The sequence below is a fragment of the Streptomyces sp. Pv4-95 genome (assembly GCF_045782725.1).
Classification (GTDB): Bacteria; Actinomycetota; Actinomycetes; order Streptomycetales; family Streptomycetaceae; genus Streptomyces.
Map to the genome: position 1 here is coordinate 6,539,388 of NZ_CP127172.1, position 19,473 is coordinate 6,558,860.

The 19,473-nt window shown below is 71.8% G+C and carries 17 protein-coding genes; 10 read left to right on the forward strand and 7 right to left on the reverse strand.

What is annotated here, in order from left to right; translation table 11 throughout:
• Nucleotides 1-2: 2 nt before the first annotated feature.
• Nucleotides 3-1,631, forward strand: coding sequence for an MFS transporter (locus QOM21_RS28610; RefSeq protein ID WP_407553862.1), 1,629 nt, complete (start codon nt 3-5; stop codon nt 1,629-1,631).
• A gap of 220 nt (nt 1,632-1,851) precedes the next feature.
• On the forward strand, nt 1,852-3,045 hold the full coding sequence (locus QOM21_RS28615; protein WP_407553863.1) for an acyl-CoA dehydrogenase family protein: 1,194 nt from the start codon (nt 1,852-1,854) through the stop codon (nt 3,043-3,045).
• Nucleotides 3,046-3,217: 172 nt separating this feature from the next.
• On the opposite strand, the gene QOM21_RS28620 is transcribed toward QOM21_RS28615, so the two are convergent.
• The 3 genes from QOM21_RS28620 to QOM21_RS28630 form a co-directional block, all read right to left on the reverse strand.
• Nucleotides 3,218-3,667, reverse strand: coding sequence for a cell division protein SepF (locus QOM21_RS28620; RefSeq protein WP_407553864.1), 450 nt, complete (start codon nt 3,665-3,667; stop codon nt 3,218-3,220).
• Between the two features lie 446 nt (nt 3,668-4,113).
• Entirely contained in the window at nt 4,114-5,064 is a 951-nt protein-coding gene (locus QOM21_RS28625; protein ID WP_407553865.1) for an ABC transporter substrate-binding protein, read from the reverse strand.
• Nucleotides 5,061-5,567: a GNAT family N-acetyltransferase gene (locus QOM21_RS28630; protein ID WP_407553866.1), complete on the reverse strand. Its 507-nt coding sequence runs from the start codon at nt 5,565-5,567 to the stop codon at nt 5,061-5,063. The genes QOM21_RS28625 and QOM21_RS28630 overlap by 4 nt, the downstream gene beginning before the upstream one ends.
• 646 nt (nt 5,568-6,213) lie before the next feature.
• On the opposite strand from QOM21_RS28630, the gene QOM21_RS28635 reads away from it, so the two are divergent.
• From QOM21_RS28635 to QOM21_RS28665, 7 genes are all read left to right on the forward strand, one after another.
• Nucleotides 6,214-7,131, forward strand: a complete 918-nt coding sequence (locus QOM21_RS28635; RefSeq protein ID WP_407553867.1) for an amino acid ABC transporter permease — start codon at nt 6,214-6,216, stop codon at nt 7,129-7,131.
• Complete coding sequence (locus QOM21_RS28640) at nt 7,128-9,056, forward strand: FAD/NAD(P)-binding protein (protein ID WP_407553868.1); 1,929 nt, start codon at nt 7,128-7,130, stop codon at nt 9,054-9,056. Before QOM21_RS28635 ends, QOM21_RS28640 begins: the two co-directional genes overlap by 4 nt.
• Before the next feature lie 117 nt (nt 9,057-9,173).
• Nucleotides 9,174-9,974, forward strand: coding sequence for an amino acid ABC transporter ATP-binding protein (locus QOM21_RS28645; protein ID WP_407553869.1), 801 nt, complete (start codon nt 9,174-9,176; stop codon nt 9,972-9,974).
• Nucleotides 9,975-10,155: 181 nt separating this feature from the next.
• Entirely contained in the window at nt 10,156-10,941 is a 786-nt protein-coding gene (locus QOM21_RS28650) for a DUF1684 domain-containing protein (RefSeq protein WP_407553870.1), read from the forward strand.
• A gap of 277 nt (nt 10,942-11,218) precedes the next feature.
• Nucleotides 11,219-12,124 (forward strand): S1 family peptidase, encoded by a 906-nt coding sequence (locus QOM21_RS28655; RefSeq protein WP_407553871.1) that lies wholly within the window; start codon nt 11,219-11,221, stop codon nt 12,122-12,124.
• Nucleotides 12,125-12,301: 177 nt separating this feature from the next.
• Nucleotides 12,302-13,288: a slipin family protein gene (locus QOM21_RS28660; protein ID WP_407553872.1), complete on the forward strand. Its 987-nt coding sequence runs from the start codon at nt 12,302-12,304 to the stop codon at nt 13,286-13,288.
• 517 nt (nt 13,289-13,805) lie between these two features.
• A complete protein-coding gene (locus tag QOM21_RS28665) occupies nt 13,806-14,873 on the forward strand; it encodes a S1 family peptidase (RefSeq protein WP_407553873.1) in 1,068 nt (355 codons plus the stop codon).
• 97 nt (nt 14,874-14,970) lie between these two features.
• On the opposite strand, the gene QOM21_RS28670 is transcribed toward QOM21_RS28665, so the two are convergent.
• The 3 genes from QOM21_RS28670 to QOM21_RS28680 all read right to left on the reverse strand — a co-directional run bounded on the left by QOM21_RS28670 (nt 14,971) and on the right by QOM21_RS28680 (nt 17,439).
• Complete coding sequence (locus tag QOM21_RS28670) at nt 14,971-15,777, reverse strand: metallophosphoesterase family protein (RefSeq protein WP_407555888.1); 807 nt, start codon at nt 15,775-15,777, stop codon at nt 14,971-14,973.
• Nucleotides 15,778-15,921: 144 nt separating this feature from the next.
• Entirely contained in the window at nt 15,922-16,359 is a 438-nt protein-coding gene (locus QOM21_RS28675) for a subtilase-type protease inhibitor (protein WP_393894457.1), read from the reverse strand.
• A 411-nt stretch (nt 16,360-16,770) separates the two neighbouring features.
• Nucleotides 16,771-17,439: a TetR/AcrR family transcriptional regulator gene (locus tag QOM21_RS28680; protein ID WP_407553874.1), complete on the reverse strand. Its 669-nt coding sequence runs from the start codon at nt 17,437-17,439 to the stop codon at nt 16,771-16,773.
• A gap of 111 nt (nt 17,440-17,550) precedes the next feature.
• On the opposite strand from QOM21_RS28680, the gene QOM21_RS28685 reads away from it, so the two are divergent.
• The gene (locus tag QOM21_RS28685) at nt 17,551-18,315 is read left to right on the forward strand and encodes an SDR family NAD(P)-dependent oxidoreductase (protein WP_407553875.1); all 765 of its coding nucleotides are present in this window, start codon (nt 17,551-17,553) and stop codon (nt 18,313-18,315) included.
• Between the two features lie 65 nt (nt 18,316-18,380).
• On the opposite strand, the gene QOM21_RS28690 is transcribed toward QOM21_RS28685, so the two are convergent.
• Nucleotides 18,381-19,439 carry a DUF3533 domain-containing protein gene (locus QOM21_RS28690; protein ID WP_407553876.1) on the reverse strand — a complete coding sequence of 353 codons (1,059 nt, stop codon included), beginning with the start codon at nt 19,437-19,439 and terminating at the stop codon, nt 18,381-18,383.
• Nucleotides 19,440-19,473: the final 34 nt, after the last annotated feature.

Sequence of the window (19,473 nt, forward strand, 5' to 3'; positions counted from 1 at the left end):
GCATGTCCGGGACGACCGCGTCCGACAAGGGACGGACGGCTGGTGTTCCCCGGCTCTCAGGCGGCGGTGCGAGCCGCTGGACCGTGCTGATCGTGCTCTGTGTCAGCCTGCTCTTCGTCGCGCTGGACACCACGATCCTGTACGTGGCGGTGCCCTCGGTGACCGAGGATCTGCGGCCGGGCCCGGTGGAACTCCTCTGGATCGTCGATGTCTACCCGCTGATAGCCGCGTCGTTGCTGATCCTCTTCGGCACCCTCGGCGACCGGGTGGGGCGCCGGCGCATCCTCCTCCTCGGCTACGGCCTCTTCGGTGTCGCCTCGGCCGCCGCGGCGCTGGCGCCGAACCCGCAGACCTTGATGGTGGCGCGTGCCCTGCTCGGCATCGGCGGCGCGATGATCATGCCCGCGACGCTGTCGATCCTGCGCCAGGTCTTCCCCGACCGGCGCGAGCGCGCGGTCGCCATCGGCGTGTGGAGCGCGGTGGCGGCGGTCGGCGCCGCGGTCGGCCCGGTGCTGGGCGGCTTCCTCGTGGAGAACTTCTGGTGGGGCTCGGTCTTCCTCATCAACATCCCGATGATGGCCGTGATGCTGCTGATAGGCCGCTGGCTGCTGCCGGAGTCGCGGGGTGAGCGCAACGGGCCCTGGGACGTGATCGGCGCCGTCATCGCGGCGCTCGGCGTGCTGGGCATCGTCCTCGGGGTCAAGCGCATCGGCAGTGGCGAGGCCGTGCTCGGCCTCACCACCCTTCTCCCCATCGTCCTCGGCACCCTGCTGCTGGTCCTCTTCGTCCACCGCCAGCGACGGCGCGTGCACCCGCTGATCGACATGCGGCTCTTCGCCCGCCCGGCGTTCGGCACCTCCGTCGGCTGCATCGTGCTGGCGATGCTCGCCCTGGTGGGCCTTCAGCTGATCGCCGTGCAGTACCTCCAACTCGTGCTCGGCCTGAGCCCGCTGGAGACCGGGCTGCGGATGCTGCCCCTGGTCTTCGCCGCCATGGCGGCCGGGCTCACCGGCTCGCGAATGCTGCAGGCCGTCGGGCCGCGGGCCATGGTCTCGCTCGGCTTCGTCCTCACCGCCGTCGCGGTGCTCTGCCTGACCGCGATGAACGACCAGGACCGCATCTGGCTGCTCTCCCTCGGCTTCGTGCTCCTGGGATTCGGCTTCCAGTCCACCCTGTTCGGGGCCTACGAGTCGATGCTCAGCGAGGCCCCCGCGGAAGCGTCCGGCGGCGCCGCCGCCATCGGCGAGACCTCCTACCAGCTCGGCGCGGGCATCGGCGTCGCGCTGCTCGGCAGTGTCATGAACGCCGCGTACGCCCCGGGTCTGTCCCATGTCGACGGTGTCCCCCGGGGGGCCTCCGCCTCGGCGTCGCACTCCCTGGGCGAGGCGTACAAGGTCGCCGCGGGGCTGGGGGAGTCGGCCAAGCACGCGCTGCGTGAGGCCGCTCGCGAGTCCTTCGTCCGCGGACTGCACGTCACGCTCGTCGCCAGCGCGGTGCTGCTGCTCGTCGGGGCGGCGATCGCGCTGCGGCTGCCGCGTCGGGCCGCGGACTCCGCCGAGCGGGCCGAGGGCGACAACGCCACCGGCGTCAGCCGCGACGGTGAACCGGCTCCGGCGAACACCGGCCGCTGACGGGACCGTGCCGCGCGCCCGCGGCACGAACCGTGTCCCCTCTATACGGTTTGCGGGTATCGATAGGGCGCCCGTCCTGACGGAGCCTGCTGTGACCCCGGGCCCGGGACGCGCCGCGTTTCGGCGCCCCTTGCCCGCCGGGCCACGGTGGCCGTACCGTCGGAGACGCAATAACTACCACTGCTAGTTTTTCGCGTGCTGAACCCGCCGGAGGCCCGCCATGTCCGCCAAGTCGTCCTCGCTGCCGCCGTTCGATCCCCGCGACCCCCTGGGCATCGACGACCTGCTCACCGACGAGGACCGCGCCGTCCGCGGCACCGTCCGCCAGTGGGCCGCCGACCGCGTCCTGCCGGACATCGCCGACTGGTACGAGCGCGGCGAACTGCCCGGCATCCGCGAACTCGCCCGCGAGCTGGGCTCCCTCGGCGCGCTCGGGATGTCCCTGACCGGCTACGGCTGCGCGGGCGCCTCGTCCGTTCAGTACGGACTGGCGTGCCTGGAGCTGGAGGCCGCCGACTCCGGCATCCGCTCGCTGGTCTCCGTCCAGGGCTCGCTCGCCATGTACGCGATCTGGCGCTTCGGCTCCGAGGAGCAGAAGCAGCAGTGGCTGCCGCGGATGGCCTCCGGCGAGGTCATCGGCTGCTTCGGCCTGACCGAGCCGGACCACGGCTCCGACCCCGCCGGGATGCGCACCTACGCCAAGAAGGACGGCTCGGACTGGGTCCTCACCGGCCGCAAGATGTGGATCACCAACGGCTCGGTGGCCGGCGTCGCCGTGGTCTGGGCCGGCACCGACGAGGGCATCCGCGGCTTCGTCGTCCCCACCGACGCCCCCGGTTTCTCCGCCCCCGAGATCAAGCACAAGTGGTCGCTGCGCGCCTCGGTGACCAGCGAGCTGGTGATGGACGAGGTGCGGCTGCCGGCCGACGCCGTACTCCCCGAGGTCACCGGCCTGCGCGGCCCCCTCAGCTGCCTGAGTCACGCCCGCTACGGCATTGTCTGGGGCTCCATGGGCGCCGCGCGTGCGAGCTTCGAGGCGGCGCTCGACTACTCCAGGACCCGGGAGCAGTTCGGCCGGCCCATCGGCGGCTTCCAGCTCACCCAGGCCAAGCTCGCCGATATGGCCGTGGAGCTGCACAAGGGGATCCTGCTCGCCCATCACCTCGGGCTGCGGATGGATGCGGGGCGGCTGCGCCCCGAGCAGATCAGCTTCGGCAAGCTCAACAACGTGCGCGAGGCGATGGAGATCTGTCGCACCGCCCGGACGATCCTGGGCGCCAACGGGATCTCGCTGGAGTACCCCGTCATGCGGCACGCGACCAATCTCGAATCGGTGCTCACCTATGAAGGCACCGTGGAGATGCATCAGCTGGTGCTCGGCAAGGCGCTGACCGGCCTCGACGCCTTCCGCTGAGCGGCCGGCCGGCCCCGGGGCCGGCCTCCGGCGTCGCCGGATCGACGCAGCGCGCACCGACCCGTCGGCCGGTGCGGAACTGCCGCCCCCTCCGGGAGGCGGCCCCGCGCGGCTCGGCCGGCTGCCCTCTCCGGGGGCGGCCGCCAAGCCGTGCTCAGGGCACGGGCGCCGGTCAGCTCTGGTTGAAGAAGCCGCCGTTGCGGTGCCCGTCGGCCTCGCCGCTGACGACCTGGTAGTCGGCGGGAGTGAGCAGGAAGACGCGGGTGGCGACCCGCTCGATCGATCCGCGCAGCCCGAACGTCAGGCCGGCGGCGAAATCCACCACGCGCTTGGCGTCGGTGGGGTCCATGGACGTCAGGTTCACGATCACCGGGACGCCGGCCCGGAAGAGCTCGCCGATGCCGCGGGCGTCACCGAAGCCGTCCGGGGTGACCGTGGCGATGCGGGTGCCCTGGTCCTGGGCGGCCCGGTCGGCAACCCGGACCCGCGGGTCGGTCACCCAGGGGGTGCTGCCCGCCTCGCCGGGCTCGGGTCCCTCGGCGTAGTCGTCGTCGTAGTAGCGCTCGTCATCGTTGTCGTCGACGAGGCCAAGCCAGGCACTCGCCTTGCGCACCGATCCCATGGACGCCTCCTCTCACCCGCGGTCGCTGTGTTCCGCCTCTCTATCGTCGTCCATGAGACGGAGGTGGTGCCAAGTGGATAGCCGCCGCTCGGGGGGTTCGTGACACATCTGGTGCATTGAGGGTGGCATGTCGTCAGCTCTCCTACCCCGAAAGGGAACTGACTGTGCGCCCGAGGTGACTGATCGTTACGCGCCCGGCGGAGCTGACACACGGTCAGCGCAGCGCCGACCGGACCGCCGGGTAGGTTCACCCACCGGACCAGGGTCGATGATGGTGCCTCAGGTTGACGGCCAGGAGGTGGCCCGATGATCGGGCGAGTGATGCGGCGGAGGGTCGTTGACAAGGGACGCCGGTTCCCTTCCGGCTCTCCGGGTGGTCGCGTCACCGGCGGCCACCGGGGTGCCGTACCCGGGGCCGCCGGTGCGCGAGGCGGCTCAGCGGCCGGTCACCGGATCTCCGGCGGGCTGATCCGCGACGTGGTGATCGCCGACTTCTCGGTGCCCCACTTCTTCAGGATGCGGTCGTAGGTGCCGTCCTTCTTGAGCCGGTTGACCGCCGCTTGGACGGCGGGCGCCAGCGGGGTGTCCTTCTTGAACGCGAACCCGACGTCGAGGCGCTTGAACTCGTTGAGGAACCGCAGCCCCTTCTGCTGCCGAACGGCGTAGCGCAGCCCGTTGATGGTGCTCATCACCACATCGGTGCGGCCTTGCTGCAGGGAGATCCACAGGGCGCCCTGCTCGGCGTAGGTCTTGACGTCGTACGGCTTCTTGCCCGCCTTCGCGCACAGGGGCCGGTTCTGCTCCAGGGTCGCCTCGAAGGTGGTGCCCGCACCGGTGGCGACGGTCAGACCGCACAGCTGCCGCAGCGAGGTGACCTTCTTCAGCGAGCTCTCCGCGCGGACCGCGAAGCCCTGCCCGTCATTGACGTAGGTGACGAAGTCGATGGTCCTGCGGCGGTCGTCGGTGACGCCGAAGTTGCCGGTGCCCAGGTCGTACTTACCGCTGCCCAGGGCGGGCAGGATCGCCTCGAAGCTCGCCACTTCCCGCTTGAGCCGGAGGCCGAGGACCTTGCCGACCGCGTCCGCGAAGTCGACGTCCTGGCCGGCCAGGGTCTTGCCGTCGGCGAGATAGGTCGCGCTGGGCGGGGCGCCGACGCTGGTGGCGAGGGAGAGGGTGCCCCGGGCGCGGACGTCCGCGGGCAGCAGCTTCGCGGCGGCCGGGACCTTCTCGACCTTGGAGACCACATCCGTGGTGGGGAGCTCGGTACCGGCCGCCGCCGGGCCCGCCGGCGAGCCGGCTGCCGGGTCGCCGGTGCCACAGGCGGTGAGCGCCAGGGCCGCGGTGGCGACGAGGGCGGCGGCGCGCGGCGCGGTGCGGCGCGGCAGGGAGGTGGTCATGGTCGTGGGTTCTCCAGATGCTTCTCGAACGGCAGCGGGCCGATCGTCTCCGGGGCGGCGGACAGGTCGAACAGCGGGCGGTAGCCCGCGGCGAGATAGAGGCCCTTGGCCTCCGGCTGGCGCGGACCGGTCGTCAGGTAGACGCGGTGGTAGCCCCGTTGGGCGGCGTCCTGTTCCAGCGCTTCGAGGACGCGGCGGGCGAGACCGCGCCTGCGGTGAGCGGAGTGCGTCCAGATGCGCTTGAGTTCGGCGGTGTGCGCGTCGTAGCGGCGGTACGCGCCGCCGGCGACCGGGCTGCCGTCCTCCAGGAGCAGCAGGAACGCGCCCCGTGGCGGGTCGAATTCCGCGTCCGGGTACTCCAGGCTCAGGTCGACGGGTTTTTCGTAGCGGGTGCTGTATTCGTGGGTGAGTTCGTCCAGCAGGGGGCGGGCGAGTGGGTCGGAGACGGCGGTGTGCAGGACGGTCACCGCGGCGGAGCGCGGCGGCCCGGGTGCGGCGGTCACCGGCCGGTCTCCTGGCCGGGCGGGGCGGAGGCGGAGTCGTGCGCCGGAGGGGCGGGACACCGAAGGGACCCATGACGGGTGGGGTGCCGGGGGAGAGCGTGGTCGGTCGTGACACCGATGCGCATGTCGCGCCCTTCTGCGAGCGTGCCGACGGAACGAAGGAACGAAGGAACGAAGGAACGAAGGAACGAATGACGGAAATGGCGGAATGGGGGTGCGAGGGGAGGGCCGAGAGCCGGCGTGCCGGCACCCGGATCCGGGCATGCGAGGGGAGGGGTGCGTCGCTCGGCGACGCGAAGCGTGAAGGCGCGCGGTGGAGGAGAGGGAACCGCGAAGCGGCCCGGCCTCAGCGGCGGCGGGCCTCAGGGCAGGGCGTCAGCTCAACAGGACGACGACCACACACGACCGAAGTCGATGTGGTCGCGGGTGACCAGCCGCTGCCATGAATACATGCGCCAAGTGGAACAGGCATCCGTTTGTGCGTCAACCGGACTGTGACGCACTGCTCACAGTGTGGACAGCCTTGACAGCGGGGCGTGTTGTCCTCATAACCTCAAGGGCCGGTCGTGCTGAGGGGCTCGACCGTGCTGCCTGTGTGAAGGCGCTCCACCCGTGTTCGATCACTGAATCCACGGAGCCCGCACACATGCCTGTGAACGATTCCCTGGTCACCGACGCCTCCGCGCCGTCGGACCGCCGCTTCCTCGCTCCTCCTGACACCCCGGCCGACGATGACGCCCTCAAGGTCGTCCCGGTACGCCGCACCGGCCAGTGGCTCGCCGCCGGCGTGGTGGTGCTGCTGCTCGTCATGGCGGGCAACTCCGTCGTCCGCAACGAAGCCTTCCAATGGGACGTCGTCGGCGCGTACTTCACCACCACCGCCGTGCTGCGCGGCCTCGGGCTCACGCTGTGGCTGACGGTCCTGGTGATGGTGCTCGGCTTCGCCCTCGGCACCCTGCTCGCCGTCTGCCGGCTGTCCTCCAACAGGATTCTGCAGGGCGTCAGCTGGGGCTATGTCTGGCTCTTCAGGTCGATGCCGATCCTGGTCCAGCTGCTGTTCTGGTTCAACATCGGCGCGCTCTATCCGCAGCTCGGCCTCGGTATCCCGTTCGGCCCGGAGTTCGTCACGGTCAAGACGGTGAACCTGCTCGGCCCGGTCAGCATCGCGATCATCGGCCTCACCCTGCACGAGGCCGCCTACGCCGCGGAAGTCGTCCGCGGCGGCATCCTGTCCGTCGACAGGGGGCAGTGGGAGGCCGCCCAGTCGCTGGGTCTGGGCGCCTGGCGCCGGCTGCGCCGCATCGTGCTGCCGCAGGCGATGCGCGCGATCGTGCCGCCGGCCGGGAACATGCTGATCGGCACGCTCAAGGGCACCTCCATCGTCAGCGTCATCGCCGTCCAGGACCTGCTCTACTCCGTCCAGCTGGTCTACCACCGCACCTACCAGGTCATCCCGCTGCTGCTGGTCGCCACCATCTGGTACGTCGTGGTCACCTCGGTGCTCGGGGTGGGCCAGCACTACATCGAGCGGCACTACGCCCGCGGAACGGCCGGCGCCCGATGAGGCCCTCCCTGGTGATCGTGGGAGCAGGGCCGCGGGGCAGTGGACTGGTCGAGCGGATCGCCGCCAACGCCGTTTCCCTGTACGGCGATACGCCCCTGGACCTGCACCTCGTCGATCCGTACCCGCCCGGGTGCGGCCGGATCTGGCGCCATGACCAGTCCCCGCTGCTGTGGATGAACTCCACCGCCGAGGACGTCACGATGTTCACCGACGAGAGCGTGGAGCTGGAAGGGCCGGTACGTCCCGGACCCTCGCTCGCCGAGTGGGCCGCCGGCGTGCGCGCGGGCGAGCACACCGTCGCACCGCACGTCGCCGCCGCCGTCGAGGCCCTGGGGCCGCGGGACTTCGCGGGCCGCCGGCTGCAGGGTGACTACCTCGGCTGGGTCCATGACCGGTCGGTCGCGTCGCTGCCGCCGGGGATCGCCGTCCACGAACACCGCCGCACGGCCGTAGGGGTGTCCGGTCCGCGCGACGGCCGGCAGCAGGTGTGGCTGGAGGGGCGGGCCGAGCCGCTCGTCGCCGATGCCGTCGTGCTGGCCCTCGGGCATCTGGAGTCCGCGCCGTCGTCCGAGCAGGAGGCCCTGGCCGACTTCGCGACCCGGCACCAACTGACGTATCTGCCGCCGGCGTTCACCGCGGACAGCGATCTGAGCGCGCTGCGGCCCGGCGAGCCGGTGCTCGTCCGCGGCTTCGGGCTGGCGTTCGTGGACCTGATGGTGCTGCTCACCGAGGGGCGCGGCGGCACGTACACGACCGGCCCCGACGGCGAGCCGGTCTACCGTCCCTCGGGGCGCGAGCCCGTCCTGCATGTCGGGTCCCGGCGCGGGGTGCCCTACCACTCCAAGATCGGTTACGAGCTGCACGGCGAACGGCCGCCCGTACCGCGCTTCTTCGGGCCCGCACAGGTCGACGCGCTGCTTGAGCGGCAGGAGGGCCTCGACTTCCGGCGCGACGTACTGCCCCTGATCGACAAGGAGCTGGGCTTCGCGCACTACCACCGGCTGTTCACCGTGCACCCCGGCCGCACCCGCATGGCCTGGCCGGACTTCGAGGAGAAGTACGCCGCCGAGGAACCGGGGAGCGCCGCGCTCGGGGCCCTGGTCGAGGCATCGGTCCCCGACCCCGCGGACCGGCTGGACCTGGCGGCTCTCGACCATCCGCTCGCGGGTGTGACGTACCCGGACGGTGAGGCTCTGCAGGAGGGGCTGCGCGGCTACATCGAGGCCGATCTCGACCGCCGACACGACCCGGAACACAGCCCTGACCTGGCGGTCTTCCTGGCGTTGCTGTCGGTCTACGGTCAGCTGGTCCGGATCGGCGACCGCGGGCCGTGGTGGCACGGCTTCTTCAGCTACCTCGCCTCGGGGCCGCCGGGCCCGCGGCTGCGGCAGCTGCTCGCCCTCTCCCGGGCGGGTGTGGTGCGGTTCCTCGGCCCGGACACCACCGTCACCACCGACGAGCGGCGCGGGGTGTTCCGGGCGGGCAGCAGCGGTGTGCCGGGGGAGACCGTCGAGGCCGCGGCGCTGGTGGAGGCGCGGCTGCCGGAGCCGACGGTCGAGCACACCGGGGACGCCCTGCTGCGCGGGCTGCACGCCGATGGCGCGGTATCGACGCCCGGCGGACTGCTGGCCGTGGACGCCGCCGACGGCCGGGTCCTGGACCGTGCGGGCCGGCCGCACCCGCGTCGCTTCGCCCTCGGTCCGCACACCGACGCCCGGTCCGGCGGCGCGTTCGCCCGCCCCCGCACCAACGCGCCCGCCTTCCGCCAGAACGACGCCACCGCGCGGGCCCTGCTCACCCTTCTCCGGGACCTGGCCGCACCGCCCGCCGCGCCCGGCGTGCGGGCCACCACGCCCGCCACCTCCTCCGTCGCCGCTCCCCGCGCCGCACCGGTCTCCGAGGAATCCCGTGTCGCCGACCTGTGAGGGGCCCGCCGCGCAGACCGCCCAGAGGGCCGCCGGCGTCCGGCGCGTCCTCCTGACCAGTGGGCTCTCCGCCCGCCGGCACCACGTCGCACGTCACTACGCCCGAGGAGCCACGCGATGAGCACCACCGCGACGCCCGCCACCACTTCCGCCACGACCTCCGCCATGGTCGAACTCCGCGCGGTCCGCAAGAGCTTCGGCCCGCTGGAGGTGCTGCGCGGCATCGATCTGCAGGTTCGCTCCGGCGAAGTGGCGGTCATCCTGGGGCCGTCCGGCTCGGGCAAGTCCACCCTGCTGCGCACCATCAACCACCTGGAGAAGGTCGACAGCGGCCGGATCAGCGTGGACGGCTCCCTGGTGGGCTACCGCAGATCGGGCGACAAGCTCTACGAGCTGCGCGAACGGGAGATCCTCAAACAGCGCACCCACATCGGCTTCGTCTTCCAGAACTTCCACCTCTTCCCGCATCTGACGGTCCTGGAGAACATCACCGAGGCACCCGTCTCCGCGCTGCGACGGCCCAGGAAGACCGCCCTCGCCGGTGCCCGCGCCCTGCTGGACCGGGTGGGTCTCGCCGACAAGGCGGACGCCTACCCCCGGCAGCTCTCCGGCGGGCAGCAGCAGCGGGTCGCCATCGCCAGGGCGCTCGCCCTGGAGCCGAAGGTGCTGCTCTTCGACGAGCCGACCTCCGCGCTCGACCCGGAGCTGGTCGGCGAAGTCCTCGACGTCATCAAGGACTTGGCGCACCAGGGCACCACCATGATCGTGGTCAGCCACGAGATCGGCTTCGCCCGCGAGGTCGCCGACACGGTGGTCTTCATGGACGGCGGCCGGATCGTCGAGCAGGGGCCGCCCGGCCAGGTCCTGGACAACCCGCGCCACGCACGCACCGCGGCCTTCCTGTCCAAGGTGCTCTGACACCGCATCCGCTGCTTCACGGGCCGGCGACCCGTCCGGGGCCGGGCGTTGCGACCGCGATCGCGGACGTGATCGCCACCCGGCGCCAGGGCCCGGAGGCCGGCCCCGTAAGGGAATACCCCGGCACGACATCGTGCTCCCACTTGAGACTGCCGCAGCCGGCAGGGAAAAGGTGACCGTCATGAGCAGTTCCCCCGCACAGGAGTGGCAGGAGTGGCACGACCGGCGCGTCGCGACGGTCTCCCGGCCGTACGGCCCGCTCGCGCTGACCGGCACCCACTGGCTCAGCGACCACCCCGGCGGCCGTGTCGAGGGCCTGCCGGGCACCTGGACCGAGGAGGGCGATCACGTCCTGCTGCGGGCCTCCGCCTCCGACGGCCTCACCGTCGACGGCAAGCCGCTGGACGGCGAAATCCGGCTCGACCAGGACACGGCACCCGACCGCACCAGAGTGACGCAGGGGGAGCGGCATCTGCTCGTGTTCCGCCGCGAGGGAGTGTGGGCGGTACGGGACTTCGACCCGCAGGCCGAGGCCCGCCGCGCCTTCACCGGGATCGATGTCTACCCGCACGACGATGACTGGGTGCGGCCCGGTCTGTTCCGCCCGTACGCGCAGGGGCGTACCGTCCGGGTGCCCAATGCCGACGGGCAGCAGCGTGGCCTCGGTCTGGCGGGCGAGCTGGCCTTCACCCTCGAAGGCGACGAGCACACGCTGGAGGTCGCGGTCGAGGGCGACGGCTCCCTGTGGGCGGTGATCGCGGACGCGACCAGCGGCGACGAGAGCTACCGCTTCCGCTTCCTGCGGCCGCCCGCGCCCGCCGAGGACGGCACGGTCACCGTCGACTTCAACCGCACCCTGCTGCCGCCGTGCGCCTTCGCCGACCATTTCCTGTGCCCCTTCCCGCCGCCCGGCAACACCCTGCCGTTCGCCCTGCGGGCCGGTGAGCGCAACCGCCTCACCCGCTGATTCGTCCAAGCGCCGACCGCGAGGTCGGACACCGCCCCGGAAGCCGCGAGGGAGGCTGCCGGGGCGGTGCGCCGCGTGCTCGCGGCGGTCGGTCACCGGGTATCTCGCACGAGACATTCGTGAGGCCCTCTTGCGCGGTGGGGGTGGTGGACCCGAGACTCCCGACCAGCGCTTGTCAGGGGCACGCAGAAAATGAACGTGCGGATTCTTGCCTGCCCTTCGGCTGCGCCTCACGGGCCGCCTACAGGTGGCCCCACGATCCCCTCGGAGGAATCACGTGAGGAACGAGCGCACCACCCCCCGCAGCGGCGTAGCGAGACGCACCCGGCTGATCGCCGTGGCGTCCGGACTGGTGGCCATCGGAGCCGTCGCCATCCCCACCGCCAACGCACAGAACCCCGCTCCCGACCAGGCGTACAGCGCCACCCAGCTCTCCGCGGCCGGTAACGCGGTCCGCACCGCGGACGTCGCGGGCACCGCCTGGCGGGTCGACAAGGCCGCCAACGAGCTCGTCGTCACGGCCGACAGCACCGTCTCGCAGGCCGAGATCGCCAAGATCGAGCAGGCCGCGGGCGGCAACGCCGGTGCGGTCCGCATCGAGCGCACCGCGGGCACCTTCCGCAAGCTCATATCCGGCGGCGACGCCATCTACGCCCCCAGCTGGCGCTGCTCGCTCGGCTTCAACGTCCGCAGTGGCAGCACGTACTACCTGCTGACGGCCGGTCACTGCACCGACGGGAACCCGCCGTGGTACTCCAACTCGGCGCACACCACGAGCATCGGCCCGACCACCGGATCCAGCTTCCCCGGCAACGACTACGGCATCGTGAAGTACACCTCCTCCGTCGCGCACGCCGGGACGGTCGGCAGCCAGGACATCACCAGTGCCGGCAACCCGACCGTGGGCCAGTCGGTCACCCGCCGCGGTTCCACGACCGGCATCCACAGCGGCAAGGTCACCGCGCTGAACGCCACCGTGAACTACGGCGGCGGCGACATCGTCTCCGGCCTCATCCAGACCACCGTGTGCGCCGAGCCCGGCGACAGCGGCGGCCCGCTCTACGCCGGGACGAAGGCCCTCGGCCTCACCTCCGGCGGCAGCGGCGACTGCACCTCCGGTGGCACCACGTTCTTCCAGCCCGTCACCGAGGCGCTCAGCGCATACGGCGTGAGCGTCTACTGACCGGCTGACTTCCGTACGGATCGACCGGGTCGCGCGGCCCGGTGGCAGAAGGGCCCTCGTCCGCCGGCGGACGAGGGCCTTGCCGTGCCGGGCGACCCTCGTCCGTCCCGAGAAACCGGGCATACCATGGGTAATGCGAGGTAATCGGGCGACAGTGGCACAGGTCAGGGGTCCGTGATGGTCGAAGAACTGGTGACGGCCGGAGTGGCGCTGGCGTCGGTGGGCGCCGTGTACCTCATATCGGCGGCACGTGTGGTCAAACAGTACGAACGCGGTGTGGTGCTGCGGCTGGGGCGGCTGGCGTCCGAGGTGCGCTCGCCGGGCTTCACCATGATCGTTCCGGGCGTGGACCGGCTGCGCAAGGTCAACATGCAGATCGTCACGATGCCGGTGCCGGCCCAGGAGGGCATCACCCGCGACAACGTGACCGTCCGGGTCGACGCGGTGGTCTATTTCAAGGTCGTGGACGCCGCCGACGCGGTCATCGAGGTCGAGGACTACCGCTTCGCGGTCTCCCAGGTCGCCCAGACCTCGCTGCGCTCCATCATCGGCAAGAGCGATCTGGACGATCTGCTCTCCAACCGCGAAAAGCTCAACGAGGGCCTCGCGGTGATGATCGACAGCCCGGCACTGGGCTGGGGCGTACGGATCGACCGGGTCGAGATCAAGGACGTCTCGCTGCCGGAGACGATGAAACGGTCGATGGCCCGGCAGGCCGAGGCCACCCGTGACCGGCGCGCCCGGGTGATCAACGCCGACGCCGAACTCCAGGCGTCGAAGAAGCTGGCCGAGGCGGCGCAGGCGATGTCCGACCAGCCCGCGGCGCTGCAATTGCGGCTGCTGCAGACCGTCGTCGCGGTGGCGGCGGAGAAGAACTCCACCCTCGTGCTGCCCTTCCCGGTGGAGCTGCTGCGCTTCCTGGAACGCTCGGGGCTGCAGGCCCAGGCGCAGACCGAGCAGACCCAGGCGGAGACCGAGCAGGTCGAGGCGGAGCGGGGTGCGCGGCGCCCGGCTCCCACCGTGAAGCAGGCCCCGGCCATGACGCCGACTTCCGCGATGGGTGCCGCCCCCGCCACGCGGTCGCGCGCGGCCGACGAGAACGGCTTCGGCGGCTCGCTCCCGCCCGAGCTGGAGGACCTCCCGGAGGCGGAGAACCTGACGTAGGGCGGGGGCGCAGGGAGCCGGGGGCGCGTCCTACGGTCATGGGGGCGGCGTGATCGCCGCCCCCTCTTCGCTGTCCTGGTGGCTCCCGGCGCTCCCTCGTCATTGTGTGACCGCCCAGCGGCGGCGGGCGGTCGATGCCGAGCGGGCCGGAACGGTTGCCCGGCCGGTGGGCGCTGCTTCCGGGAACGTACGGATGGTTTCCGGTCAGGTGTGGTCCTCACACATTTCTGGGTGTCGAGTGCGTCATGTGGCGCCTGATGTCCGCAGTCAGGATCCCCGTGCGCGGATATCGGTGTGACCGCGATGTGAAGAAGCGGTGAACTACCGGACCCAAGACCGGAACTCGGTCTTGTGCACGAGTGTGTGCGATGGGAATACTCGGCTCCGCACGTTGGCATGGACGCGACTCCCCGAGGTCGCTATACGGGGGTGACCCGTTCGTGTCTCGAAGTCCCACACTCTCCGGGCCCGCGTGATTCCCCACACAGCGGGCTCTTCCCCCCACGGAGGCTTTGAGTTGAAGCACCGACGCATACCCAAGCGACGCGCCCTCATGGCAGGTGCCGGAGCGCTGGCCCTCGCGGCCACCGCCACCATCACCCTGGCCAATGCCAACGCGACCCCGGCCACCCCCACCGTGGCCAAGCTGACCTCCACCGCCGCCACCACGCTGGCGTCGCATCTCAAGACCGGCACGGTCGGCGCGTTCTATGACGCCAAGGCCAAGAAGCTGGTGGTCAACGTCGTGAACGAGACCGCGGCCAAGGCCGTACGGGCCAAGGGTGCGGAGGCGAGACTCGTCCGCCACACGCTCGCCCAGCTCGACTCGGCCCGCCAGACGCTCAAGACGAAGGCGACCATCCCGGGCACCTCCTGGGGTGTCGACCCGCAGACCAACAAGGTCGTGGTGACCGCCGACCGCACGGTCAAGGGCGCCAAGCTCGACCGGCTCACCAAGGTCACCGAGAGCCTCGGCGACAAGGTCGAACTCCGGCACACCAAGGGCGAGTTCAAGCGCTTCATCGCAGGCGGCGACGCGATCTGGGGGAGCGGATCGCGCTGCTCGCTCGGCTTCAACGTCGTCAAGGACGGCCAGCCGTACTTCCTGACCGCCGGACACTGCGGCAACGCCGTGCAGAGCTGGTCCGACCAGCAGGGCGGCTCGGAGGTCGCGACCACCGAGGAGTCGAGCTTCCCGGGCAACGACTACGCCATCGCCAAGTACACCGGCGACACCGCGCACCCGAGCGAGGTGGACCTCTACAACGGCAGCACCCAGAAGATCACCAAGGCCGGGGACGCCACCGTGGGGCAGAAGGTGCAGCGCAGCGGCAGCACCACCCAGCTGCACGACGGCACGGTCAAGGCGCTGAACGCCAGCGTCAACTACCAGGAGGGCACCGTCGACGGTCTGATCCAGACCGACGTCTGCGCCGAGCCCGGTGACAGTGGCGGCGCGCTCTTCGACGGCGAGACCGCGCTCGGCCTGACCTCCGGCGGCAGCGGCGACTGCTCCTCGGGCGGCGAGACCTTCTTCCAGCCGGTGCCCGAGGCCCTGGAGGCCTACGGCGCGCAGATCGGCTGACCCGCACCGCACGGCGCCGAAGGGCCACGCCCCGACCGGCACCGGCACCGGCCCCCGGAACGCTTCGGCGTCCGGGGGCCGGTGCCGTTCCGCGCTCTCACTCCGCGTTCCCCGCCGGCCGCCCGTCCCCGGGGCCGAACGCGGCCAGCGCCTCCTCGGCGGAATGCCGGGCCCGGACGTAGGTGTTCGCCCACTCGGCCGCCGCCGGGAAGCCCGACTCCCGGTCGATCCGGTCGCAGGCCGCGTCGTGGTCGAAGGGGGTGTGCCGCAGGGTGACCGCGCCACCTTCGGGCCCGAGCAGCGCCCAGTGCGCGCCCGGTCGGCCGTACGGCATCCCGACGCTGCCCGGATTGACCACCAGCCGGCCGTGCGTGAAACGGACGAACGGCACATGGGTGTGCCCGCAGACCACCGTGCGTACGGCGTCGGGCACCCCTTCCAAAACCTCGGCCCAGCGCTCCGGCCGCGAGTCGACCAGCACCATCTCCTCGTCGTCACGCGGTGTGGCGTGACAGAAGAGGACCGGCCCCAGACCTGCCACCTCGCGGGTGACGGTGGCGGGCAGGGAGCGCAGGAAGTCCTTCTCCCGTGGGAGGAGTTGCCCGGCCGCCCAGGCGCTGACCTCGTCGGCGGCCGCGTCCGGTCGTCCGGCCGTCAGCTCGCGGTCGGCGTTGCCGCTGATCCACACCGCGCGCTCGCCGAGGGCCCGCAGCCGCTCGAAGGTCTGCCGGGGGAGCGGCCCGGCGAGCAGATCGCCGGTCAGGACGACGTGCCGGGCGGTGCGTACGTCCGGCTCCTCCAGCACGGCTTCCAGCGCCGGCAACACGCCGTGGATGTCGGAGAGGACGGCGACGGCCTCCGTGCGGTGCGGAACTGGCGCCTCGTCAGAAGTCTTGCTCGGCATATCAGTTGTGTGGTGATCGGCCATGACCCCGAGCTTAGGAGCCGTGCGCGTGCCGCACGCGACGATCCCCGGGCGCCGCCGTCCGGCGCCCGGGGATCGGACCCCGGACACCGTGGTGGCGCCCGGGGAGTGCGGACCGCTCCGTCAGAACTCGAAGACCGAGCCCCTGCTGCCGTTCATCGCGCAGGGGTTGGCGTAGGTGTAGCTGTGGGACACCCGGCGGCCTTCCCAGACGCCGTCCGCGGTGACCACGACGGGGTCCCACTCCTTGGTGCACAGTCGATCGGCCGTGGTGCCGGTGATCTGGGTGAAGTCCCCGGCGGCGGAGCGCAGCTGGGCGCAGGCGGCTCGCGGGTTCGGGTGGCTGCCGGTCGCGCTGGGCGTACAGGTGAGCGTGACCGCGCGCTGCACTGTGGCAGTCGCCCGGCTCTCGCCCTGGCCGACGGTCAGAACCAGAGCCGTCGGGGCGTAGAGCCCACCGCTCCGCGCGGGCTGCGCCGGTGCGGCGGCCTGTGCGGTGGTGGCCAGTGCGCCGAGAACCAGCGCCGCGCCGAGCGCGATTCCCCCAGTGATGTACCGCATGACGAACACTCCTTTGGTCGAAGGTGCAGATACCGGACGGGAGTCTGACCCAAGGGCACCTTGAACGCACGCCGGGCGACCACTTTGAGTCGTTGGGTGAAAGCGGTGAGTAATGGCGAGAACGTCACGGTGGAGATGTGAAGGGGGTGTGACGTTATGGTGCCCTACCTGCGGAGATGCGGCCCTCGACGGCGTGATGGGACGCGCGTAGACCGGGCATGGAAGGAGTGAATCCGGCCGCCGACCGGTCGTTCGGGCGGGTATCGATCTCCGCCGATTGGCCGAAGAGCGGGCCGGAGTACCCCTCCGTATCGATTCCATGCCCGGCGGCGGCAAAGAGACGGAAACCCTCCGTGCGCCCCGAGGCGCTCCGGAGGGTGCGTGCGGTGTCCTCGCAGGGGGCCGGGCGCGCTACTCCTTGCGCCGGTCCAGCTCCGGCAGGCCCGCCGTGAGGGCGTGCAGGCCGCGTCCCGCCAGCTCCGCGGGCCCGTGGGGGCCGTCCGCAGGCGCGTCGCCCGCGGCCCACTCCTCGACCGCCACCCGCATCGCGGTGTTCGCGGCGGCCGCGGCCAGTCGTAACTCCAGCGGGCCGGCGCCGGTCAGCTTGGCCAGGACCGGCATCAGTGCCTCCTCGGAGTCGTGGTGCACCCGGTGCCAGACGGCGCGCAGCGCGGGGTCGCCCGGCATCGCCCGCAGGAGTCCGCGGGTCCAGTGCAGCGCCTCCTCGGCCGGTGCGTCCGCGGGGGTCAGGGCCTGTCGCGCGGCCCGCTCCAGCGCGGCCCGCGCCGGCGGTGCGTCCGGCCCGGCGGCCGCCGTGGCCAGATCGTCGATCCACTCCCGGACCCCGACGGCCAGGAGCGGCGCCACCGCGTCCTCCTTGGTCCGGAAGTAGCGGTAGAAGGTGCGCAGCGCGACGCCGGCGGTGCGGGCGATCTCCTCGGCGGTGACGGCGGCGCCGCGCTCGGCGAACAGGGCCGCCGCGGTACGGGCGATCTCCAGCTGGGTCTCGGCCTTGCGCCGCTCGGTGAGGGAGGGGCGGGAGAGGCGGGAGGGAGTGGCGGGGCGCGGTGCGGTGGGCATGGGCCCAGCTTACGGAGCGCTGCGTCAGATAGGCGCATCATGTGAATGTGGCACGTTGTGCCAAAGCGGCGTACCGTGCCGTCGTCGTATCCCGACCTAGGACGGAGCACCATGAACCGCTTTGACGGACGCCGCGCCCTGATCACCGGAGCCGGCTCGGGCATCGGCCGGGCCACCGTCCACCGGATCCTCGCCGAGGGCGGCCGGGTGGTGGCGGCGGATGTCGACGCGGACGGCCTGCGGGCCACCGCGGAACGGGCCGCCGCGGACGGCGCCGGCGACCGGCTGGAGACGGCGGTGCTGGACATATCCGACGAGGCGGCCGTCCGGGCCGCGGTCGCCGCCGCGGTGTCCGGACTGGGCGGCCTGGACGTCCTGGTGAACGCGGCAGGCATCCTGCGCTCCTCGCACACCCATGAGACCGGCCTGGACTTCTTCAACAAGATCCTCGCGGTCAATCTGACCGGCACGTTCCTGATGATCCGGGAGGCACTGCCCGCGCTGCTGGAGGGCTCGGCGCCGGTAGTGGTCAACTTCAGCTCCACCTCCGCCTCGTTCGCGCACCCGTACATGGCGGCGTACGCGGCGAGCAAGGGAGGAGTGCAGTCGCTGACCCACGCCATCGCGAGCGAGTACAGCAAGCGGGGGCTGCGCGCCGTGTGTGTGGCGCCGGGCTCCATCCGCTCGGGGATGACCGTCGACCCGGGCCTGCCCGAGGACGCGGACATGAGTCTGTTCGGGAAGCTGATGCCGGCCATCGGCGAGGGCTTCGCGGGCCCGGAGACGGTCGCCGGTGTCATCGCCATGCTCGCCTCGCAGGACGGCGCGTTCATCACCGGTACGGAGATCCGGATCGATGGCGGCACGCATATGTGAACGGGTGGACGTCCGCGGGCGCGGCGCCCTGAGGTGCCGCGCCCGCGGACGTCCCGTCGGCCGGTTCAGGCCGGTAGCCGTTCCCCGTCGGAGCTCTTGGCGGTGTTCTTCCGGTGGAGCGTCGCGAGCACGAGGGTGATCACGGTGCCGCCCACGGCCCACGCGGAGAGCACCAGCAGCGGTCCGGTCGTCGCGTTGCCCCGGAAGTACGCGATCGAGCGGGCCGACCAGGTGCCCGCGCCCGGTGGCAGCGCCGGTCCGATGGCCTGCCAGAACGGCGGCAGCAGCGGATAGGGATAGGCGCCGCCCGCACTGGGGTTGCCCAGGATCACGATCACCAGGATCGCCAGGCCGATGCCGACGATGCCCAGTAGCCCCTGGAAGGCCAGGGTGGTGGCTCCCACCGCGAAGACGACCAGGGCGCCCAGCCCCCACATCCCGAGGATGCTGCCCGGCAGCGCGGCCAGCACGGGTCCCACGATGATCGCGCCGGCCAGGCCCGCGAGGATCGAGTAGAGCGCCAGCACGGTCAGCCGGATGACCGCCCGCTGCCCGTTGGCGGGCCGGGCCCCGGCGCTGATGGCGAGGACCGCGGCGCACAGATAGCCGCCGACGCACCAGCCCACGACGAGGTAGAACGACGACAGGCTGCGGCTGTCGCCCGCGTCTGCCGGTGTCGCGTCCACGGTGCGTACGGTGCGCCGCTGTTCCTTCTCCGCCGCCCTGATCACCTGCTCGACCGCCTGGGACAGCGAGGCGCCGCCGCCGCTCGCGACCAGCAGCCGGTCGGTGCTGCCGCGCGGATCCACGATCAGCGCCCCGTCGATCTTGCGGTCCTGGAGCTGCCGCAGTGCCTCCGCCTCCGAGGGCGAGGTGCGCGGGTCAAGGGGGGACCCGGGCAGCCGGTCCAGCTTCCCGGCCAGCTGTCCTGCGGTCTGCGGGGGAGCGACCACGGCGAGCGGTACATCCCGCGGCTGGGGGTGGTGGAAGGCGCCGGTGTACGACGTGATGAACGCGATCATCAGTCCCAGGACACCGGTCACCAGCAGTGCGGCCCGGGCGGTCACCGCGCTCTTCACCTCCGCCAGGAGGGTGGTGGGGGTGCCGTCGTCCGTGGTGGCCATGCGCGCTCCTTGCCCCGTACGGGGGTCGTGCCGT

Bases quoted from the DNA above. Each gene is read 5' to 3' on its own strand.
- QOM21_RS28650 (WP_407553870.1), top strand. From the start codon at position 10,156: ATGAGCAGTTCCCCCGCACAGGAGTGGCAGGAGTGGCACGACCGGCGC.
- QOM21_RS28620 (WP_407553864.1), bottom strand. From the start codon at position 3,667: ATGGGATCGGTGCGCAAGGCGAGTGCCTGGCTTGGCCTCGTCGACGAC.
- QOM21_RS28685 (WP_407553875.1), top strand. From the start codon at position 17,551: ATGAACCGCTTTGACGGACGCCGCGCCCTGATCACCGGAGCCGGCTCG.
- QOM21_RS28625 (WP_407553865.1), bottom strand. From the start codon at position 5,064: ATGACCACCTCCCTGCCGCGCCGCACCGCGCCGCGCGCCGCCGCCCTC.
- QOM21_RS28675 (WP_393894457.1), bottom strand. From the start codon at position 16,359: ATGCGGTACATCACTGGGGGAATCGCGCTCGGCGCGGCGCTGGTTCTC.
- QOM21_RS28670 (WP_407555888.1), bottom strand. From the start codon at position 15,777: ATGCCGAGCAAGACTTCTGACGAGGCGCCAGTTCCGCACCGCACGGAG.
- QOM21_RS28640 (WP_407553868.1), top strand. From the start codon at position 7,128: ATGAGGCCCTCCCTGGTGATCGTGGGAGCAGGGCCGCGGGGCAGTGGA.
- QOM21_RS28615 (WP_407553863.1), top strand. From the start codon at position 1,852: ATGTCCGCCAAGTCGTCCTCGCTGCCGCCGTTCGATCCCCGCGACCCC.
- QOM21_RS28645 (WP_407553869.1), top strand. From the start codon at position 9,174: ATGAGCACCACCGCGACGCCCGCCACCACTTCCGCCACGACCTCCGCC.
- QOM21_RS28635 (WP_407553867.1), top strand. From the start codon at position 6,214: ATGCCTGTGAACGATTCCCTGGTCACCGACGCCTCCGCGCCGTCGGAC.
- QOM21_RS28680 (WP_407553874.1), bottom strand. From the start codon at position 17,439: ATGCCCACCGCACCGCGCCCCGCCACTCCCTCCCGCCTCTCCCGCCCC.
- QOM21_RS28660 (WP_407553872.1), top strand. From the start codon at position 12,302: ATGGTCGAAGAACTGGTGACGGCCGGAGTGGCGCTGGCGTCGGTGGGC.
- QOM21_RS28610 (WP_407553862.1), top strand. From the start codon at position 3: ATGTCCGGGACGACCGCGTCCGACAAGGGACGGACGGCTGGTGTTCCC.
- QOM21_RS28690 (WP_407553876.1), bottom strand. From the start codon at position 19,439: ATGGCCACCACGGACGACGGCACCCCCACCACCCTCCTGGCGGAGGTG.